This window comes from Caballeronia udeis (assembly GCF_044909315.1).
In the GTDB taxonomy this organism is placed as follows: Bacteria; Pseudomonadota; Gammaproteobacteria; order Burkholderiales; family Burkholderiaceae; genus Caballeronia; species Caballeronia udeis_A.
This window is the reverse complement of record NZ_JBIYEB010000035.1, coordinates 21,822-40,346: the sequence shown is the minus strand read 5'-3', so window position 1 is coordinate 40,346 and position 18,525 is coordinate 21,822. Positions and strand designations below refer to the sequence as shown.

Below are 18,525 nucleotides of genomic sequence, written 5' to 3'. Positions count from 1 at the left end.
TCAGCGGCCGGTCAAATCGCGGGCCGGCATCGTATGGCACTTGATAAGCGCAGCGGTAAGGAAGGCGCCAATTAGCAAGCCGATTTCCTCATGCCTCGCCGTATACCACCCTTCCCTGTGCGTCAGGTTCATCGTGCCCACGCATACGCCGTTGTGTGCGATCGGGATATTCAATATCGACCCCAGCCCCAAGCCAATCATCACCGAGTGATCGTCGAACGCATCCTGGATGCCTTGCGGCGTTTCTGCGCGAAAAGGCTTGAGGTCCAGCAATACCTGGCTGGCCCACGGAGTACCCTGTTTTTGCTTGCGCCCTCCAGTGGGATAGACGTCCGGCATGTTTGTATAAACTCGCTGCACCTCAAGGCGCTGCGCATCGTAGGACATGATCGTGAACAGCCTGAGGCCTATTGTGCGTTCCGCCACTGCATGAACTGCACGAAAGATCTCCATAGGCTGATCCTTCAGCCGCAAGGCCATTGCCAGGCGGTCAAGGTCCGCGTTCTCAAGCGCTCGGGTAGTGGACGCCGCCGGCGCCGCGGGCGCGATCTCATTGAAGTGCATGGACTTGATGTCGAGATGAGGTGGAGGTGATGTAAAGGTGGGGACGACGTTCAGCCGTTCATTTCTGTGGAACTGAGCGGGCCTCGCACATCGTGCTGCTCCAGCCCCTCCTCCTCGATGTCTTCCAGCGACCGGTTACGGGTCTCGATGCCTAGAAAAGCCACCACGCAGGCCCCGATCAGCAAAACCGTCGTGGTCATGGCGAACACACCCATAAAGCCGAGCGTGGGATAGACAAGTCCCACCAGGATAGGCGCGCTCACCGAACCAATGCGCCCAAACGACGAAGACGATCCGGTACCGGTTGTGCGAACCGCTGTTGGAAAGACTTCAGGGGTGTACGCATAAACGCCGGCGAACGCGCCGTTCATGAAGAACGACAGGCAGATGCCCGCGCTCATGATTTGCAAGCCGGTGTGAGAGAACGCAAGCGTGATTGCCGCGACTCCACCCAGCAGCATGTAGGACGCCACCACGGCCTTCCGGCCGATCCGTTCATTGAGCCACGCGGCGGAAAAATACCCGGGAATCTGCGCCCCATAAATAGCGATTGAATAACCGAAGCTTTTCGTCATGGTGAGCCCCTCCTTGAGGAGCAGACTTGGGATCCATGAGAAGAACGAGTAGTACGCAAACGCAACCGAGAACCACATCAACCAGCTCACTGCAGTCGTACGCGCGAGGCGCGGCGACCATAGCGTGAGCACGTTCTGCAACGCGCTGTTTTTTACGGGCACGGATGCGGCGCTCTGGCCGAGAGACGTGACGGGCGCCAGAGGGATGCCCTTGTCACTAAACCATGACTCAATGGCACTCACTATACGGTTCGCTTCCGCAGTGCGGCCCTGGCTCTCCAGCCAGCGCGGCGACTCGGGCAAGGTCCTTCGCCACCACAGGAGCATGACAACGGGCAAGGCAGTCACCACCGCCATGTATCTCCAGCCATCGGCAAAGTTTCTCACCACCGTGAAGCCGACTATGGACGACCCCAGGTAACCGAACGACATGAAGCCGACCAATGCGCCGCAAAAGATGCCCCGGTAACGTCGAGGCACGAATTCGGCGAGGAATGGTGCAATCACCACGGTCTCCGCGCCGGAGCCGAAGCCGGCAACTACGCGTAATGCAAAAAACGTGTGCCAGTCGTTGGCGGCGGCACTCGCGAGCGATGCAACGCAGTAGATCGCAAGCGCAGTCATCATGATGCGGCGGCGGCCGATCAGATCAGCAAGCACTCCCGATAAAAATGCCCCGAAGAAGTATCCAATATAGGTACTGCTCGCGACCAGGCCGGTTTCAGCGCTCGTCAGGTTCCAGAGCTTGCTCACGACCGGCAGCAGAAATGCCAGCGACGATGAATCGAGCCCATCGAACAAGTAGCCCAGCCCGCCGATGAGCAGGAGTTTCCGGTGGAAACCCGACAGAGGCAGTCTTTCGAGACGATCGGCGACAGCAGACACAGCATGTTCTCCCTGAGGGAATTGGATAGGGTCTCGGGATGCGATGCTTATCGCCCGATAGCGTATGCCTGCATCTGGCGAGGTGTCGCCGCACCGCGCATCAGCCCTCCCCGGACGGCGACCGCGCAGACGCGGCCCAACGACCAGGGCTCGGCGACAGTCAGGTCATGCCCGCGCGCGCGTAACCCGGCTAGCGTGCTCTCGGGGAAGCGCGACTCCGCGGACATCTTGCCCAGTTGCATCGAGCGCGGGTAGAACGAGCCGGGGAAATGAGCGGTCTGGAACGAGGGTGCATCGGCTGCGGCCTGGAAGTTCATGCCGGCATGCACATGCCGGAGAAACAACTGGATTGACCACTGGTCCTGCTGGTCGCCGCCCGGTGTACCGAGCGCCGCATAGGGCTTGTCTTCCCGCGTGACCAGCGTGGGCGAAAGCGTGGTGCGTGGACGGCGCCCCGGACCCAGCGACGACGGCAGACCTTCTTCCATCCAGAACATCTGCGCGCGCGTGGTGACGTTAAAGCCGAGACCGGGCACGGCAGGCGAGGCCTGCAGCCATCCGCCCGACGGGGTTGCCGAGACCATGTTGCCCCAGCGATCGACCACGTCGAGATGAACCGTATCGCCGCGCAGCTCTGGCAGGGCAGCAAACGTCGGTTCACCCTGGCCGAACCCGCCGGATTGCTGTTTTCCCGCGAGCGCCATGATCAGCGCAGCACGTTGTTCGCTGTCACCCAGCGTGCCGGGACGGAATTCGAACGACGCGCGAGCCGGGTCGATCAGCCGGCGCCGCTCGTCGTTGTAAGCGTCACTCAGCAGCACGTCCATGGGCACTTGCGCGAAGCGGGGATCGCCGTAGAACACCTCGCGGTCGGCGAACGCGAGCTTCGAGCATTCGATGATGGTGTGGACGAAATCCGGTCCCATTGGATCCATCGCGGTCAGCTCGAAACCCTTGAGGAGCGCGAGCTGCTGCAGGAACATGGGTCCCTGACCCCACGGGCCGGTCTTGTGAACCCGGAAGCCCTCATAGTCGTATGAGACCGGATCTTCATAGGATGGCTCCCAGCGAGCAAGATCGTCCGCGTTGAGCAGGCCATAGTTACGCTGGCCGGAGGTGTCGAGAACCGCGGTCGACCGGAAGTAACGGTCAATGGCTTCAGCCACGAATCCGCGATAAAACACCTTGCTGGCCAGTTCGCATTGCTCGGCACGGTCATGCCCGGTATGAGCCTCTTCCAGGATGCGCTTGTACGTGTTTGCAATTGCCGGATTGGCGAAGAGCTGGTTCGGCATGGGTGCGTCGCCATTGCGCAGCCATTGCTCAGCTGACGTGGTCCATTCAGTCTGGAAGAAATCCTTGATTGCCAGGATTGACGACGTCATTCGCGGGAGAACCGGATAGCCGTTTTCCGCATAGCCGATCGCGTAGCTCATCACGTCTGCAAGTGGCAACTGGCCGTAGTCGCGCAGCATGAGCATCCAGGCACCAAAAGCGCCCGGCACGACGGCGGGCAACAACCCCGTACCTGGAACGACCTCCAGACCTAGCTCGCGCATGCGCGGTATGGTCATTGCCGCGGGCGTCACGCCTTGCCCGCACAGCACGCGAACCCGTTTTTCGCGTGCACTGTAGAACACGACCGGCAGTTCGCCGCCCGGCCCATTCAGATGCGGCTCGACGATCTGCAAAACAAAACCTGCCGCCGCTGCGGCATCGAATGCATTGCCCCCTCGCTCGAGAACGGCCATGGCCGACGCACTGGCCAGCCAGTGCGTGGAGGACACCATGCCGAACGTGCCAATCAGTTCCGGGCGGGTTGTGAACGACATGCGCAACTCCTTGTGCGGCGACAAGCAATCGTTAAACGAACCAATTCCTATTGGTTCATAGGAAACAAAATACAATGGTATATCTGCCGATACCGGTCTTCAGTCGGTTATAACCCTGGTTTCACGCCATTCTAGTAGATAAAAAATATCTGCTGTTATGTGAAAACGGAGCAATTTCTGGTACCTTTGAACCAATCATTATTGGTACAGCAAGAGAAAATGGAAAAACCACTACTGGACAGGCTGCTGGAATACATCGTCGGGCACCAGCTCAAGGACGGCGACGTGCTGCCGCCCGAAAGACGTCTCGCCGAAGATCTGGACGTCACCCGGCGGGAACTGCGCGCAGCGCTTGCCTCGCTGGAGGCTTCGGGGCGTGTGTGGCGAGGTGTCGGGCGCGGCACCTACCTGGGCGCGCGGCCACTGAAGTTTGCGCCGACGCTACGCGGGCTTCGCGCGGGAGCCAGTCCGGCGGACATTGCGGAAATGCGGCTGCTTTTCGAGCCGGCGCTTGCCGGACTTGCCGCGACGAAAGCGAGTGGGGATGACTTGCTGGAACTTGAGAAATGCGCGCGGAAGAACGCTGCCGCAAAAAATGACGAGGAGTGGCAGCAATGGGATCATCGATTTCATTTGCTGATCGGACAGGCCACACGCAACCCCGCTCTCATCGCCCTGATGGAAGTCATCAACGGCATGCGGGTCAAGCCGGATGTGCGTGAAAGAACCGCGGCCCAGGAGACCCGGCGCTATTTTGCTCAGCAGCACGAGAATATTGTCAGCGCCATGAAAGCCCGCGATGGCGAATTGGCTGCACGCTCCATGCGCGAGCACCTGTTGAGCGTTCAGTGGCGCTCGTCCGTTGGGCGAGACGATGCCACTGAGCGCACCGGCTGAGGAACCCGCACCGAGCAGCACTCATTTGGCCAGCACCGTCAGTAGCTGCTGCTTGACGATGGCTGTCGCGCGAGGCTGCCGCCCGAACTCGTACCAACCAATGTGACGGCGCCACGTGGTGCCCGGAATAGGCTTCACACACAGCAACGGGTCTTCGCTCCACGCTGCGTGACGCAGGCGCGGCACAATGGAAATCCCCACGTTTTGCCGCACGAGATCCGCAATCGCGGCAATCGAGTTCATCTCCAGCACCGGGCTCACCTCCACACGCAGGCGCCGCAGCAGGCTCGTCACATGCGTGCCGGTCAGCGAAGCCGGTTCGAAGCCGAGGAACGGGTAGCGCTTGAGCAATGAGGATACCGAAGCCTCGTCCGGCGCGATCGCGGGATTGGCAAGCAGCACAAGCGGTTCCTCGTAAAGGTCCTCCCACAGCTCGGGCAGCGTCGTCGTGCGCGGCTCGCCGACAATCACCGCCGCGTCGATCGCGCCGACACGCACCTGCCGCTCGAGATCTGCACTGCTGCCGTGCGAGAGGCGCACGTTGAGTCCCGGATAGGCGACCTTCAGAAGAATCACGTTCGCCGCGAGAAAGCCCATTGACGACGCGGTCGAGCCAATTGTGATCGAGCCTTCAATGTCATGGGTGTCGGCCACGCCGCGGAGCAGCGAATCATAGGCGGCCACCACCGTGCGCGCCTGCTCGATGATCGAGCGGCCCGCGTTGTTCAGCTGAATACTGCGGCCGCTGCGGTCGAACAACTGACGCTGGCACACGCGCTCCAGCGTGCGCATCTGGGCTCCGACCGCGGCGTGCGTGAGCGCTATGCGATCGGCCGCAGCGGCCATTGTGCCGTGCTTCTCGATGGCCAGAAACGTCTTCAACATGCGGATTTCACTCATGCAAAAACTCCTCGAATGCCTGCGTCGCGTTGCCTGCATGCTCGCATGAAACACAAAAAAATGTTTCCTTTCAGGAAATAAAATAACGCTTTTTATTTTACTTCTTTCATCTGAGAATCGATTCGTTGCGAGCCCATTGCGCTCCCAGATTTCCTGGGTGAGGAGTCCCACGATGTCGCAGATCCAGCAGTTTCCCTTTGTCAGCGTGTCTGGCAAACCCTATGACCGCGGCGTGCAATACGGCCGCGCGGTAGCTGCGCGCGTGCGCCTGAGCGCGTCGCGCTACGGACAGACGCTGCGCAGTCTCGGTTACAGCGAAGCGTCGCAAACGGCGCTGATCCGCGCGCTCGAGCGGGTGATCGGCGAGTTTGCGCCGGCGCATCTGGACGAGATGCGCGGCATTGCCGCGGGCGCCGATGTGCCTTACGAGGACATTGTCATGATCAACGCGCGCACCGAAGTGCTGGCAAAGGCGCGCGCCGAAAAGACAGTGCAACCCGAAGACGAGGATGGCTGCACGGGCGTGCTCGTGCTGCCGTCGCGCTCGGCGACGGGGCATTTGATCCACGCCCAGAACTGGGACTGGAAAGCCGATTGCGTCGATACGGGCATCGTCCTGCGCGTGCGCAACGAAGACGGTCCCGACTACCTGACGTTCGTCGAGGCCGGGGGGCTTGCGCGCAGCGGCTTGAACGCGGCCGGTGTATCGATCACGGCGAACTACCTCGAATCGGACCGCGACTTCACGCAGCTTGGCGTGCCGCTCTCGCTGCTGCGCCGGCGCGTGCTCGAAGAACCCGTATTCGCCAACGCGCTCGCCGTGATCGCGACAACACCGAAATCGTGCTCCAACAACATCATGCTCGGCATGGCGGAAGGATTCGGCATCGACTTCGAATGCGCCCCGGACGAGGCATTCCCGATCTACCCCGGCGACGACCAGTTGATCGTCCACGCGAACCACTGGATCAGCCCGGTCGCCCGCACGAAGCTGCGTGACACCGGCTGCGCGAATTCGGCGGACAGCCACTACCGCGACTGGCGCGTGCGTCAGTTGCTGAACGGGGCGCCGAAGCTCGACCGCAACTCGGTAAAGGCCGCACTGTTCGATTCGTTCGGCACGCCGTATTCGGTCTGCCGCCCGCCGCGGCCGGGCACGCGCCACACGTTGACGGCGACGGTCGCGATGATCGTGATGCAGCCGGCCAGCGGCGAAATGGACGTCGCGCCAATGCCCGCGCTCAATCGTGTCTTCACGCGCTACAGCCTGCAGCACGAGCCGCTTGCTGAAGCGGCGTGAGTGCTCGACGCCTGACCTGTCAGTGCATTCCTCGACGTGCCTGAGAACTTTAGAGAGGAGTATTGGATGTTTGATGTTGCGGAGAAACCTTCCAGTCCCGGTCACGAGCAAGCAATGGTGCGATACGACTGGGGTTCGACGACGGTGTATGCCAGCAAGCGCGACCCTCGCTTTTCCTATGTCCTGTATGTGCCGAGCGAGGTAGCAACGCCCGGCAACGATGTCGAACTGGTTGTTGCAATTCACGGCACCCGGCGGCAGTTCACACAATACCGCGATGCCTTTGTTCCTTTCGGCCGATGGAACCGTTGCATGGTGCTGTGTCCCCTCTTCCCGGTTGGCGTATGCGGTGATGATAATCGCAGCGGCTACAAGCGCCTGGTCGAGGGTGACATCCGCTATGACGAGGTACTGCTGGACATGGTGACCGAAGTCGGCGAGCGCTACGGCAAGCATTTCAACCAGTTCGCCTTGTTCGGCTACTCGGGCGGTGGCCAGTATGTGCATCGCTTCGCATATGTCCATCCGGAGCGTCTATGGGCTGCGTCGATCGGCGCGCCCGGCACCGTCACCGTACTCGATCACTCGAAAGATTGGTGGCTAGGCATGGGTGGCTTCGAGCGTCACTTCGGCAAATCATTCGATCCGGCGGCATTACGGCGAGTGCCGGTGCAGATGGTGGTCGGCAAGGCCGATATCGAAACCTGGGAAATCACGGTTCGCGAGGATAGCCCACAGTATGTTCCGGGCATCAACGACGCCGGTGCGACGCGGCTGGAACGGCTCAGGACGCTCAAGGCATCGTTCGAGGCGGCTGGCATCCCGGTGCGCCTTGACGAGCTGGACAACGTCGCACACAACGGTATGCAGGTCCTTGAGACCGTACAGGACTTCCTTGCACAGACACTGCGCACGATACGAGCGGCGGGATAAGCAGATGGGTGTACAAAGCGAAGCCAGGAAGATCCGGAAAGTCGTCCTTTCGACCGTGATAGGCGGTACGTTCGAGTGGTTCGACTCCATGGCGTACGCGTATTTCTCGAGCATCATTGCACCGCAGTTTTTCTCCACCACTGATCGCCGTGAGTCGTTGCTGCTGGCGTTCGCCGCTCTCGCGGTTGGGTTTCTGATGCGGCCAATCGGCGGCATTATGATGGGCCTCTACGCGGACCGGGTTGGCCGGGTCAAGGCACTGTCCATGATCATGGTGGCCATGTCAGGCGGGTCGCTGCTGCTGGGCCTGACGCCGGGCGCCTCGACGCTTGGGCTGGTTGCCCCACTCTTGTTGGTGGTCGCTCGATTGGTGCATGGCTTTGCAGTCGGTGGACAGTTCGCGTTGTCGTCCGTGACCATTTACGAGGTGGCGCCGGCAGGCAAGAAAATGTTCTATGGCAGTTTCAATATGCTGTCGATTTCCATTGCAACGATGTTGTCAGCAGGAAGCAGCTATTTCCTTTCGACTCATCTGTCGCATGGTGCGTTGGAGGCGTGGGGATGGCGAGTGCCATTTCTTGTGGGTGCGTTGGTCGGGCCAATCGGTTTCTACATCCGGCATCACATTGGGGAATCAAACGAGTTTCTGCAGATGCGGGCACATCAGGCGGTTCGCCTGCCTTTGGGTAACCGGGCGCGCGATTTTGTTCACGAGAATGGCGATGCGCTCCTCTGTGCCGTAGGAGTGATGATAGCCGGCACGTCGCTAAGCTACGTATGGAAGGTGTATTTACCGAACTTTGCGCAGGCCCAGCTGCATTTGTCGCTGAGTTCGTCGCTGCAAGGGATCATTGTCATGAGCATGGTGTCCTGCGTAGTCTCGCCGCTGTTCGGCAAGCTGGCCGACCGTGTTGGCGCCTACAGGCTGTTCTTCTTCTTTATCGGCGGCTGGCTGACATGCGTTTTTCCGCTGTTCTGGTTCTTGCTGGCCGAACCGACGACGCGCAGGCTGATGATGGTGCAAGCGGTTGGCGAGCTGTTCCTGGCACTGCAGGGAGCGGCGCATCCCGGGATGCTGGTACAGATCTTTACCGTGCAAGGCCGCTCGGTTGGGGTCGCGATTGCGTATAACACCGCGGTCACCTTGTTCGGCGGGCTGGCGCCCTTCTATATTTCGTTGATATCGCAGTTCACCGACGCCCGCTACATTCCGCCGAGTTATCTGTTTTGTACGGGATTGGTCGCAGTCTTGCTGGTCCTGGCTACACGAACGGGGCGCAGGGTATTGCAGGAGGATCGTATGGCGCGACGAAGCGGCGCAATACCGGTGTCCAATAGCCCCGGACCGGCCAGCGTGGAGTGTGCCTCCGAGAGCACGGGGCTTCGTTCGTGACGTTGTTGCGAACAATCAGCTAGCGTTGATCGCGGGGTTCCGGCACAAGTTCCGGGCGGCTACCCGCTCGTAAGCTAAGAAGTGGTGGTACGGCAACCAGAGGTGTCCAGCCTTCCGATGGTTCATCGAGTGGGATGGAATATTTCGTGAAAGATAATCTCCGTCTTTTGCTGCTCAGGCGAGAAGAAGAACAGGAAGCGATATGAACAGGCGTGAATTCAGCAAAAATATTGTCATTGGCGCTGCCGCTGTTTCCACCAGCGGCATAGCTCGCGCATCGGCAACGCCGGAAGGCTCGACATCCGACTGGGCACGCGGATCAAAGCCCACTATCCGGGCCGGAGGAGACTATCATGCACATGCGGGCGCTTCTTTTCTGAGCAGGGAGAATATTGAGTATAACCTACGATTTGGCGTAAAGCATTTAACCATTAATCTTGCCGGAGGGCGATCGCCATTGGACGAGGGACACGCATCCGCGCCTCGAATAAAAAGTGGATGGCTTAACCCAAGCGCGCCTTGGGACGTTGACGCGCTCAAAAGGACACAAGAGCAATTCAATGCTTCGGGAATAAAGATAGAAGGCGCAAGGATGGACTCGGCTTATATTGTCATGAAGCCGGGACCTGAGCGAGATCGATATCTCGATGTGATTAGAAATAACATACGGAAGGCCGGAGAGGCTGGCATTGAAATTGTCAACTACCACTGGACAATGATTCCCATTCGACGCAACGGCAAAGCAAAGGGACGTGGCGGGTCCGTGAGTCCGAGCTTCAAACTGGAAAGCAACTGGCGCGATTTGCCTCTGACGGAGGCCGGCCGAGTGTCTTCAGATGAGTACTGGGAGCGGATTGATTATTTCCTGAAAGGGGTCATTCCAGTTGCGAGGGAAAGCAAGGTCAAGATGGCGGTGCACCCCTATGATCCTGGTGGGTTACCGCTCGGTTACGAGGGCGTCGACAACTGGGATGCGGTCGATTTCGTAGCGGGCATGAAGAAATACGAGCTGCTCTACGACGATGTTTACAACGGATTTCAGTACGACACAGGTGTTGCCGGAGAGTCTCTTCCCGATCCAAATTCTCAAATCGATCTGCTTCGGTACCTGGTGGAGCGCGGAAAAGTCCACCAGATTCATTTTCGGAACATTCGAGGCAGGCAAAACGACTTTGTTGAAACCTACCCTGACGAAGGCGATGTGAATATGTTCAACGTGGTGCGCCTTCTTCGAGATCTAAATTGGCAGGGGTCGCTTCTTCCCGACCATAGTCCAACGCACGTAGACGACCCGGGTAGTCTGCAAGGATATGCATTCGCCTACGGTTATATCGCGGCCATGATCCAGGCTGCCTACGCGGAAAGTGGTTCGGGTTCGCCGAACCATCGCGACGCGACCTGAGCGGCCTCCTCATGATCAGGGGAAGCCTCACTCGCCCAGGCAACGAAGCCATCCGGCCGCACGAGCACTGCGCTCAAGCCAAGCCGATCCTTGGCGTCACGTCCGACATACGTGATCCGTCCACTCCAGCGGCTCGTCAACGCCTGAAGCGATGGTCGAGCGTCAAAGTCCAGGAATAGGCCCTTGCCGTTGCCGAGAAGCTCCCCGAGCTTCGGCCCGTCAATAAACTCGAAATCGGGAGCGCTGCGACCCACTAGCGGATGGCTGTCGCCAAGATCGTAGCGAAGAGAAACACCCCACACGCGCTCGGCGAAGTAGGTCGCGCCGTCACGCGTACCGATGAGATCACGGATGATGGCTTCAAGCGCACGCGCGTGCCGGCTTGGCCGCATAAGTGCGACCTGGGCGCGCGACCAGTCAAGGACCTGTGCCCCCACCGGATGCCGTTCGCTCGAATAGCTGTCGAGCAGACCGGCCGGCGCGTCGCCGCGGAGGGTAGCAGCGAGCTTCCATCCAAGGTTCATCGCGTCGCCAAGCCCAAGGTTGAGCCCCTGGCCGCCCAAGGGAGAATGGATGTGCGCGGCGTCGCCGGCAAGCAATACCCGCCCTTTCCGGTAAGCCGTCGCCTGATAAGCGCGATCTGTCCAGGTTGTGGCAAGCCGGAGGGCCGTCAAGGTGACGTCAGTGCCGGAGATATGGCGCAGCACCGCCTGCACGCGCTCGAGCGTGATTGGCTGGGTTCGGTGGAAGGCGCCGCCATCGAACGCGGCCATCGCGATGGTCCCCGGTTGCGACTGAAAATACATGCCCGTGGGCGTGTAGTTGCGGCCCGGGCTGAGCTTATCCGGATCAGCAATCCCGACTTGAACGGAATAGCCGGTGAACTCGGGATCGGTGCCGACGAACTCAAAACCGCCTGCCTTGCGCACTATGCTGCGGCCGCCATCGCATCCGACCAGCCAGCGTCCGCGAAAAGACTCACCACCGGCGCGAATGGTCACCCCTTCCTCGGACTGGTCGAGGTCTTCAACGCCGACGCCGCGCCTGATCTCAACGCCCATCGCACTTGCGCGAGCGGTCAGGACGGACTCGATGCGCTCCATATCGGCCGCCATGCTGGTGCCGGCCGGGCCTAGCAGCCGATACGGCCACCTCGAGGTATCGACGTTGTCGTCATCGAAAGGGATGCCGGCGAAATGGCCGGCCTGACGGCGCGGCTGTTGCACTCGTTGCCCGGCAGCCGAAGCACTGCCGCTGGCCGAGTCATCTTTCGCGCGTTGGGGAGCCGCAATGTCGTTCAGCAAACCGCGACGGTAAAACGCTTCGATGGTGGGCACCGAAAGTCCGCGCCTGCCGAACGGAAGCCGTTTCAAGGGAGAGTCCGGGTCCCCGGCTTGCTCCAGTACCAGCACCGAGAGGTCTGCCAGGCGCAGCTCGCAGGCAAGAAACAGGCCGACGGGGCCGGCACCGGCAATGACGACGTCATAGGTCAAAGCGAAATTCCTTTTAGCGCCTTAACCGCTAGCATGTGGTGTCAAAGAGGCCGCGGTTTCGATGCCGATTAGTAGTGGTCGATCCACGCAGGAGCGAAGCAGGTTACTGCGTTCGCGAGCATCGTAGCACCGCACATAGGACCGATCCAATGACACCCCCGCAGCTTGCAATGGGCTGTTGTTACACCCCCCATGCTGGACAGGAACGCAATAAGCAGTCGGATTTCTGACTCATCTGGCAGAATAAGTCGTCGGATTTCTCGCTCACCTGGCAGGTCCGGGCGCTTGTCCATAGTCATCAGGCCGAGGAGGGTCTTGTCTCGATCGACGCCATGTCGGGCAAAGTCTCCGCCCGCTAACAGCGGCGCCAGGATCTACCTGTGTTTCCAGTGCCTCGCAATGCTTGCGGGCGGGACAGGAAGCAGCGTCTATTAGGGCCGCTTCAACTGCGGCAAGGACACGTTGCTGATGAATCTATATTTTATGAATCAACGAGAGGCCGTCAGGTATCTCATGGAAGTCCGGCGCGAGGCGTTAGCCAGGCCAGGCTCGGACGTTATTGTCAAAACCCATTTGCACGAAATCCCTGGTGTTGAAGGTGTTGAACGTGTCCTGCTCGACATAAGGGCCGCCCGTGCTTCCTATTTCGTTGAGTGCGGCTCGGGGACGGAAAGCCGGATTGTGTTCGTTACATGAGTGCTGCGCGCCTGCTGAGCGCGGCAGGTTTGTCTAGCCAGGAAGCCAGTCACGCCGCTTCGAATCGCTACTGCTTAAAGCGCCTTGGTTCTCCACTCCATGCCGGTCCCTGGAATTTCCTCGTCAGGCCAGAGCGGCTTGCCCAAATTCTTACTCTTTCATTACATCACTAAAGATTTCAACGGCCATGCCGTTATGACGTCTGGGCGAGCTAATTCACCTATTCGCCACCCTGCTATGGGCAGCACTGCGAAACTGATCGATACAGCCGCTTCGACATCACAGGACAACCAGAAGACATCATGGCTCTCGCTTCCACCATGTCAGTTTCATCCTCGGATTTTGCCAATAGCACGGCAAAACCGCCGACCAATATACCGGGCAGCACGCTTCCGAAGCGGACGCAGACCGCGACATCCTCAGGAAGCGGGGATACCTTGATGGAGGCACTCAAGCTCACGTTGCAGCGCATGGGAATCGACCCGAGCGGGTTTGCGACGACGACCGGCAGTTCCACCGACACGGAATCCTTTTCGGACAACACGGGCACGACCAGCTCCCAGGCGCGGGGTGAGGCGAATAAAAGTGCAGGCCAGCAATTCCTGGTGGCGCTGTATCAGGCACTGGTCCTGCAGCACGCCCTCACTCCGCCCGCTCAGCAAGACGCCGGCACGACGTCAACGGACCCGGTGACATCGGCCTATGTCGATCTTGGCTCATCCATCGAAGAGCTTGCGCAGACTGTCCGTTCCACGGCTGCGGAACCCAATAGCTCAGCCGACACATGGGACTGGCAACTCGATGCCCCCTCCGGCTCCACTTCCGGCAATGATCAGGGTTCAACGGACAGCAGCCCGATTGCCAGCGCTGTCAGTACGCTGGACGCCGCATTGCAATCCTACGTGGCGCCTGGCGGCAATGGGCAAGCGGTGTCACTGGCAGACGTGCTGGATGGTTTAGGCGAAGAGACCAAAGGGATCAGGTGGAACCCGATTGGACTGGTGGTCGATATAAAGATCTAAGCCTCGTGGCGCCGAATAACCAATGACCGCGCCAGCCGTTACCCAAGTTCAACGACGCAGCGCGCATTGGTATTGTTTAGTCAGCCGTACGGCCTTCAAGGAAACTTTCGCAGCCTGTGTTCTAACCCTCCCCGCGAGACCTGTTCCTTCGCATCAGATAGCTGTCCATGATCCAGCCATTCGCCTTGCGCGCTTCCGTACGAATCCGGTCAATCTCGCCGGCGACATCCTTGAGTTTTCCGGACACCAGGATTTCGTCCGGCGTGCCAATATAAGCGCCCCAGTAAATGTCGATGTCCTGATCGGCGAAACGTTTGTAAGCGCCTTCGGCATCCAGCATCACCACCACGGTGTCGACGTTGTCCGGGAACCCCTCGGCTATCCGCCGCCCCGTCGTGATCTCGATTGATTCTCCAATGCGATTCAACGGTATCTTGTGCTGAGCCGCCAGAGCCTGAATACTGCTTATCCCCGGGATCACTTCATACTCCAGATCATGACCGCCCTTCTTGATGATCGCGTCAATGATCCGGATGGTGCTGTCGTACAGCGCCGGGTCGCCCCATGTCAGGAACGCCCCGCATTCGCCGTCGGACATCTCTTCGGAAATTAGACGCTCGAAGACGACCTGCTTGTCATCGTTAAGATCCTCGACGCTCGCCCGATAATTGGCAACGTCTCGTGCCCGCTCGGGACTGGTTGCCTCGGCGAAGCGATAGTCACTCCCCTTGATGAAACGCCGGCAAATGTCCTTTCGCAACGCGATCAGCTTTTCCTTGGCGACACCCTTGTCCATCACGAAGAAGACATCGACTTCGTTGAGTGCATTGACCGCCTGTATGGTCACGTAGTCGGGGTTGCCGGCACCAATTCCAATGATCAGGATTCGCTTCATGAAGATGTCTCGATCAGGTGATGATGATAAGTAGTCAGAACGTATACGCGACGTTACCAAAAGCCGTCCGGCCCAGCGTGTTGTACCCGTATGCGCTCACGTACTGCCGGTTAAAGAGGTTGGACAGGTTCGCGGACACGGTGAGATGCGGGTTGACCTTATAGGCAGCACGCAGACCGACCGTAGTGTACGACGGCAGATAAATTGCGTTGGCCTGGTCATCGAAGGTCGATCCGCCGTAAAGCAGTGAGACGCCCGTACTCAGCGCGTGCAACTGGAACTCGTCCCACGCGTGGTCAATGCTCAGGCTGACGGTCTGGCGCGGACGACGGTTAAGCCAGGTCTGATCGGTGACGTCCTGCGGGTTCAGGATGCCGATCGCGAGGCTGACCGGCGTCGATTTGCCGAGCATGCCCTTGTACGACAGGTCGATGCCCTGAATATGCGCACGGCCTACGTTCACAGGAAGATAGGTCACCGATTGGTAAGCGATCAGGTCGTGCACCCGGGTGTCATAAACAGCAGCCGTAAACGTCCCGAACGACGTGGTGGCATCGAGCGCCGCCTCGACCGTGTCGCTGCGCTCGGGCAGCAGGTTCGGGTTCGAGTAACTCGGATAATACAGGTCGTTGAACGTAGGCAGGCGGAACGCGTTGCCATAGGAAATGCGCGCGGTATAAACCGGATTGATGGCATAGGAAACGGCAACATTGCCCGTATTCACCGACTGGCCCTGGATGATCTCGTGGCGCCCCGCAAGGAACACCGTCAATGCACCCAGCGTGGCCGACTGATGCAGCGACACGGCCGAATCGTTACGCGTCGGCACGCCTGACGGGATGTCGACCGGCAGGAAGGCTTGCTCGCGGGTGAAGTCGTAGGCGAGCTTGGTCTCGCCTGACAGGGGCAGGCTGAAGAGCGTGTATCCGCGCTCCTGATGAGTCAGCGAGGTCGACGTGCCAAGGCGTGTTGAGTCGATCTCATCGGTCGGGATAGCCGGGTTGGTCGCATAGAGGAACTGGCGATCCGTGGCGTAGCCGACCGACTGGTCAACTTGCGTAAACGGCGTGATATCCAGGTGGAACGCAAGGCCGGTCGTCAGTTGATGATCGAGCTGGCGGTCGTCGCCGCCGGCATTGTCGTAGGACAGGTCGGACCGGTGATAGAGCGCGAATGTGGAGATCGACCAGTTGCCGTGCGCGTAGCCAAGGCGTGCGTCCACGTCCTGGGCATGGTACGGGTTACGGCCATCCTCATGCCCGTAGGCCCACGGCTGAGTCGCATCGATTCCCGCGGTGTTGTAGTCGTGCAGGCCCAGCGAGTAGGTCAGTCCGGCCAGCGCCGCGAGCGGACCCGTAGACGGAATGCTGCCTGACGTGCGGAATTGAGTATCGAACGTTTTGTTGGAACCGCCGCCCGTGGAAATGGTGGTCTGGTTGGGCTGATTCGACGCGCGGTTGGTAAAGAGCTGGATAACACCGCCTACTGCATCCGCACCAAATGAAGCGGCGGCCGGCCCCGAGATCACTTCGACGCGGTCAAAGGCGGAGGTCGGCAGGTCCGCCCACGCGGCCTGGCCCGTGGTCGCCGAACCCACGCGGATACCGTCTATGAACACGGCGACCTGGTTTCCCGATGAACCGCGGATGCTGACGGAGGCCAATGAGCCCGGTCCGCCATTTTGTGAAACGGTGACGCCGGGCAGTGTCGCAAGGGCCTGCGTGATGCTGGGGTCACTGGGCGACAGATGGTCCAGATCCGCGCGAGTCAGGACTTGTGTCGACGCGTATCGCCCGTCGAACGATTGCGGCAGATGCTGCACGTCGCCGGTGACAAGAATATTCGGCAGCGTGGCCGGGTCCGGAAGCTGCTCCGGCTGCGGCAACGACGAGTCGTCGGCGGCCTGTGCAACCTGCCATGCGGAAACGGTCAGTGCGGAGGTGAGGATGAAATGACGGAACTTCATGCGGGAGATACCGTGTTATTCGAAGATTGGATACCAGCCATGCCCGGCGGCGGAATCCACGACGCTATGCAATGCAATGGCCTGCTTCGACGAGACCAGCCGGCGGATATGCGCAGCCGCGAAGAGATCGTCTGGTAGCCATGAGCGCTATTGCGATGCGGATGCCAGCTCATGCCTGAGCTGTTGGCCGTGCCAAAGCGACCAAGCGGGCAGCGGGTTCAGTGATGCGGGGGCGTGTTCGCCGCGGTACACCAGGCTGGACAATCGAGTGGATGCCGGCCCGGCTGCAAGCCAGGATCGTGGGCAGTATCGGTCATATGAATGTCTCCCGGGGAGTGCGCGCCCCAATGTCAGAAAGAGTTATACGACGCCGAGGTCTGACTTCCGGTTTGCGCTGCAACCGGTCACAGTGGCGCGACCGCGCTGGATTTGCACCAGCTTCCACGGGCCGTAAGCGCGCATTTTACTTCTGATTTTCCGCTTGACACCATTAAGCCTGCGCTCCCGAAAATAGAGAAGGCAACTCAGCTCCCCGTTATCAACCGGTAGCCGCCCGACACAATCTGGACGATGCCGATCGCGGAGATGGCCAGGCTCGACACCTTGGCGATCCCTCTTGTCATCGACATTGAAACCCGTGTCCGCAGCGCGGAGGTAAATCCGCTTAAGCACAGCCACCACAGAAGCGATCCGAGGAACACCCCGGTGACCATGACCATCGGGATGAAATAGCCGAATCCCACTGTCCTTGTCGGCGCCGCGCCGACGGCCGCAAAGATGGCGACGAAGGACAAGACCGTGAGCGGGTTGGAAAGCGTCAGCAGGAATGTGGAAAGAAAGTAGCGCCCGGTCGGGGATGCATCGGTTTCAGATGTCCGGGACGCACTTTGCCCGCGCACAATAGTCAATGCGAGGTAGACGAGAAAACATCCTCCAGCGATCTGGAGGGTCAATGCCCCCTTCGGAAACGCGGTAACGAGTCCCGCAAAACCCAGCGCCCCGAGTAGTCCATAGAACGCGTCCGCACTCGCGGCGCCCAGACCGGTGGCGATTCCCGAACGAAAACCCAGACTGAGACTGCGCTGGATACACAACATCCCGATAGGACCGACCGGTGCAGCTATGCACAGGCCAATCAACATTGCCTTCAGAAAGAGCATGATGGTCTCCCGTGAAAGCGTCCATGATAGGTAGGGCGACGGTCCAGGAACATGCAATCTTTAAGGTAGACTCACTCCATCACCTGAAAATATAAGGTCAAGGCAAAAATGGATGATCTGGACTGGAAACTCCTTGAAGAACTTCAAATGGATGGCCGAGCCACGTTCACGGCGTTGGCAAAGACTGTTGGCTTGTCCGTTCCAGCCGTGACCGAGCGGGTCAAGCGGCTGGAAGAAAATGGGGTGATTGAAGGCGTGGCCGCGCGCGTGAATTCGTATAAGGTCGGCTATCAGGTCACGGCGCTCATCGGCATCACAGTCGCGCAGCCCGCCAAGGCCAAATTTACGAAAGTGCTTGAGGGCATTCCTGAAGTGCTCGAGTGTTATCACGTAACCGGTGCGGACTCTTACGTAATGAAGCTGGCCGCCAAGGATGTGGCGCACCTTGAGCAACTTATCGGGCGGATCAATTTGTATGGCGAGACGCGGACCTCCATTGTGATGTCGACAACGATTGCACCGCGGCCGTTGTTGAAACCCGCGGCGGCGCAGGCAAACCGGTCACGCCGGTCTTCCGGTTGGTCCTGAGCCTTGGAGGCTGACGCCGCGGAC

Annotated in this window: 15 protein-coding genes; 7 read left to right on the top strand and 8 right to left on the bottom strand. The window is 59.8% G+C overall.

The features are described 5' to 3' along the window. The 3 genes from ABH944_RS37535 to ABH944_RS37525 are packed head-to-tail and all read right to left on the bottom strand — an operon-like array spanning position 1 to position 3,856. Positions 1-564 (bottom strand): GAF domain-containing protein, encoded by a 564-nt coding sequence (locus tag ABH944_RS37535; protein ID WP_404612965.1) that lies wholly within the window; start codon positions 562-564, stop codon positions 1-3. A 50-nt stretch (positions 565-614) separates the two neighbouring features. After that, the gene (locus ABH944_RS37530; RefSeq protein ID WP_404612963.1) at positions 615-2,024 is read right to left on the bottom strand and encodes an MFS transporter; all 1,410 of its coding nucleotides are present in this window, start codon (positions 2,022-2,024) and stop codon (positions 615-617) included. A 47-nt stretch (positions 2,025-2,071) separates the two neighbouring features. Next, positions 2,072-3,856 carry a gamma-glutamyltransferase family protein gene (locus tag ABH944_RS37525; protein ID WP_404612961.1) on the bottom strand — a complete coding sequence of 595 codons (1,785 nt, stop codon included), beginning with the start codon at positions 3,854-3,856 and terminating at the stop codon, positions 2,072-2,074. 219 nt (positions 3,857-4,075) lie between these two features. Between ABH944_RS37525 and ABH944_RS37520 the strand changes: the two genes are divergently transcribed. Then, positions 4,076-4,753: a FadR/GntR family transcriptional regulator gene (locus ABH944_RS37520; protein WP_404613052.1), complete on the top strand. Its 678-nt coding sequence runs from the start codon at positions 4,076-4,078 to the stop codon at positions 4,751-4,753. Positions 4,754-4,774: 21 nt separating this feature from the next. Here the strand turns inward: ABH944_RS37520 and ABH944_RS37515 are convergent, their stop codons facing one another. After that, a complete protein-coding gene (locus tag ABH944_RS37515; protein WP_404612959.1) occupies positions 4,775-5,653 on the bottom strand; it encodes a LysR family transcriptional regulator in 879 nt (292 codons plus the stop codon). Positions 5,654-5,825: 172 nt separating this feature from the next. On the opposite strand from ABH944_RS37515, the gene ABH944_RS37510 reads away from it, so the two are divergent. The 4 genes from ABH944_RS37510 (at position 5,826) to ABH944_RS37495 (ending at position 10,681) form a co-directional block, all read left to right on the top strand. Then, entirely contained in the window at positions 5,826-6,953 is a 1,128-nt protein-coding gene (locus ABH944_RS37510) for a C45 family autoproteolytic acyltransferase/hydrolase (protein ID WP_404612957.1), read from the top strand. A 66-nt stretch (positions 6,954-7,019) separates the two neighbouring features. Continuing rightward, the gene (locus ABH944_RS37505; RefSeq protein ID WP_404612955.1) at positions 7,020-7,886 is read left to right on the top strand and encodes an alpha/beta hydrolase; all 867 of its coding nucleotides are present in this window, start codon (positions 7,020-7,022) and stop codon (positions 7,884-7,886) included. Between the two features lie 4 nt (positions 7,887-7,890). Further along, entirely contained in the window at positions 7,891-9,279 is a 1,389-nt protein-coding gene (locus ABH944_RS37500; RefSeq protein WP_404612953.1) for an MFS transporter, read from the top strand. Between the two features lie 202 nt (positions 9,280-9,481). Continuing rightward, positions 9,482-10,681, top strand: coding sequence for a mannonate dehydratase (locus ABH944_RS37495; RefSeq protein ID WP_404612951.1), 1,200 nt, complete (start codon positions 9,482-9,484; stop codon positions 10,679-10,681). Here the strand turns inward: ABH944_RS37495 and ABH944_RS37490 are convergent. Then, entirely contained in the window at positions 10,633-12,174 is a 1,542-nt protein-coding gene (locus ABH944_RS37490) for an FAD-dependent monooxygenase (protein ID WP_404612949.1), read from the bottom strand. The genes ABH944_RS37495 and ABH944_RS37490 overlap by 49 nt on opposite strands. Before the next feature lie 1,136 nt (positions 12,175-13,310). On the opposite strand from ABH944_RS37490, the gene ABH944_RS37485 reads away from it, so the two are divergent. Beyond that, on the top strand, positions 13,311-13,892 hold the full coding sequence (locus tag ABH944_RS37485; RefSeq protein WP_404612947.1) for a hypothetical protein: 582 nt from the start codon (positions 13,311-13,313) through the stop codon (positions 13,890-13,892). Positions 13,893-14,013: 121 nt separating this feature from the next. Here the strand turns inward: ABH944_RS37485 and cobF are convergent, their stop codons facing one another. The 3 genes from cobF to ABH944_RS37470 all read right to left on the bottom strand — a co-directional run bounded on the left by cobF (position 14,014) and on the right by ABH944_RS37470 (position 17,913). Then, positions 14,014-14,787 carry a precorrin-6A synthase (deacetylating) gene (gene cobF, locus ABH944_RS37480; RefSeq protein ID WP_404612945.1) on the bottom strand — a complete coding sequence of 258 codons (774 nt, stop codon included), beginning with the start codon at positions 14,785-14,787 and terminating at the stop codon, positions 14,014-14,016. Between the two features lie 34 nt (positions 14,788-14,821). Beyond that, entirely contained in the window at positions 14,822-16,753 is a 1,932-nt protein-coding gene (locus tag ABH944_RS37475; RefSeq protein WP_404612943.1) for a TonB-dependent receptor domain-containing protein, read from the bottom strand. Between the two features lie 524 nt (positions 16,754-17,277). Further along, entirely contained in the window at positions 17,278-17,913 is a 636-nt protein-coding gene (locus ABH944_RS37470; RefSeq protein WP_404612941.1) for a LysE family translocator, read from the bottom strand. A gap of 108 nt (positions 17,914-18,021) precedes the next feature. Here ABH944_RS37470 and ABH944_RS37465 point away from each other — a divergent pair, with 108 nt between their 5' ends. Continuing rightward, positions 18,022-18,501, top strand: a complete 480-nt coding sequence (locus ABH944_RS37465; RefSeq protein ID WP_404612939.1) for an Lrp/AsnC family transcriptional regulator — start codon at positions 18,022-18,024, stop codon at positions 18,499-18,501. Positions 18,502-18,525 lie beyond the last annotated feature (24 nt).

What these genes read in the sequence shown, in the direction of transcription:
- ABH944_RS37535 (WP_404612965.1), bottom strand. Translation starts at nt 564, where the DNA reads ATGCACTTCAATGAGATCGCGCCCGCGGCGCCGGCGGCGTCCACTACC.
- ABH944_RS37525 (WP_404612961.1), bottom strand. Translation starts at nt 3,856, where the DNA reads ATGTCGTTCACAACCCGCCCGGAACTGATTGGCACGTTCGGCATGGTG.
- ABH944_RS37520 (WP_404613052.1), top strand. Translation starts at nt 4,076, where the DNA reads ATGGAAAAACCACTACTGGACAGGCTGCTGGAATACATCGTCGGGCAC.
- ABH944_RS37515 (WP_404612959.1), bottom strand. Translation starts at nt 5,653, where the DNA reads ATGAGTGAAATCCGCATGTTGAAGACGTTTCTGGCCATCGAGAAGCAC.
- ABH944_RS37510 (WP_404612957.1), top strand. Translation starts at nt 5,826, where the DNA reads ATGTCGCAGATCCAGCAGTTTCCCTTTGTCAGCGTGTCTGGCAAACCC.
- ABH944_RS37505 (WP_404612955.1), top strand. Translation starts at nt 7,020, where the DNA reads ATGTTTGATGTTGCGGAGAAACCTTCCAGTCCCGGTCACGAGCAAGCA.
- ABH944_RS37500 (WP_404612953.1), top strand. Translation starts at nt 7,891, where the DNA reads ATGGGTGTACAAAGCGAAGCCAGGAAGATCCGGAAAGTCGTCCTTTCG.
- ABH944_RS37495 (WP_404612951.1), top strand. Translation starts at nt 9,482, where the DNA reads ATGAACAGGCGTGAATTCAGCAAAAATATTGTCATTGGCGCTGCCGCT.
- ABH944_RS37485 (WP_404612947.1), top strand. Translation starts at nt 13,311, where the DNA reads ATGGAGGCACTCAAGCTCACGTTGCAGCGCATGGGAATCGACCCGAGC.
- cobF (WP_404612945.1), bottom strand. Translation starts at nt 14,787, where the DNA reads ATGAAGCGAATCCTGATCATTGGAATTGGTGCCGGCAACCCCGACTAC.
- ABH944_RS37475 (WP_404612943.1), bottom strand. Translation starts at nt 16,753, where the DNA reads ATGAAGTTCCGTCATTTCATCCTCACCTCCGCACTGACCGTTTCCGCA.
- ABH944_RS37470 (WP_404612941.1), bottom strand. Translation starts at nt 17,913, where the DNA reads ATGCTCTTTCTGAAGGCAATGTTGATTGGCCTGTGCATAGCTGCACCG.
- ABH944_RS37465 (WP_404612939.1), top strand. Translation starts at nt 18,022, where the DNA reads ATGGATGATCTGGACTGGAAACTCCTTGAAGAACTTCAAATGGATGGC.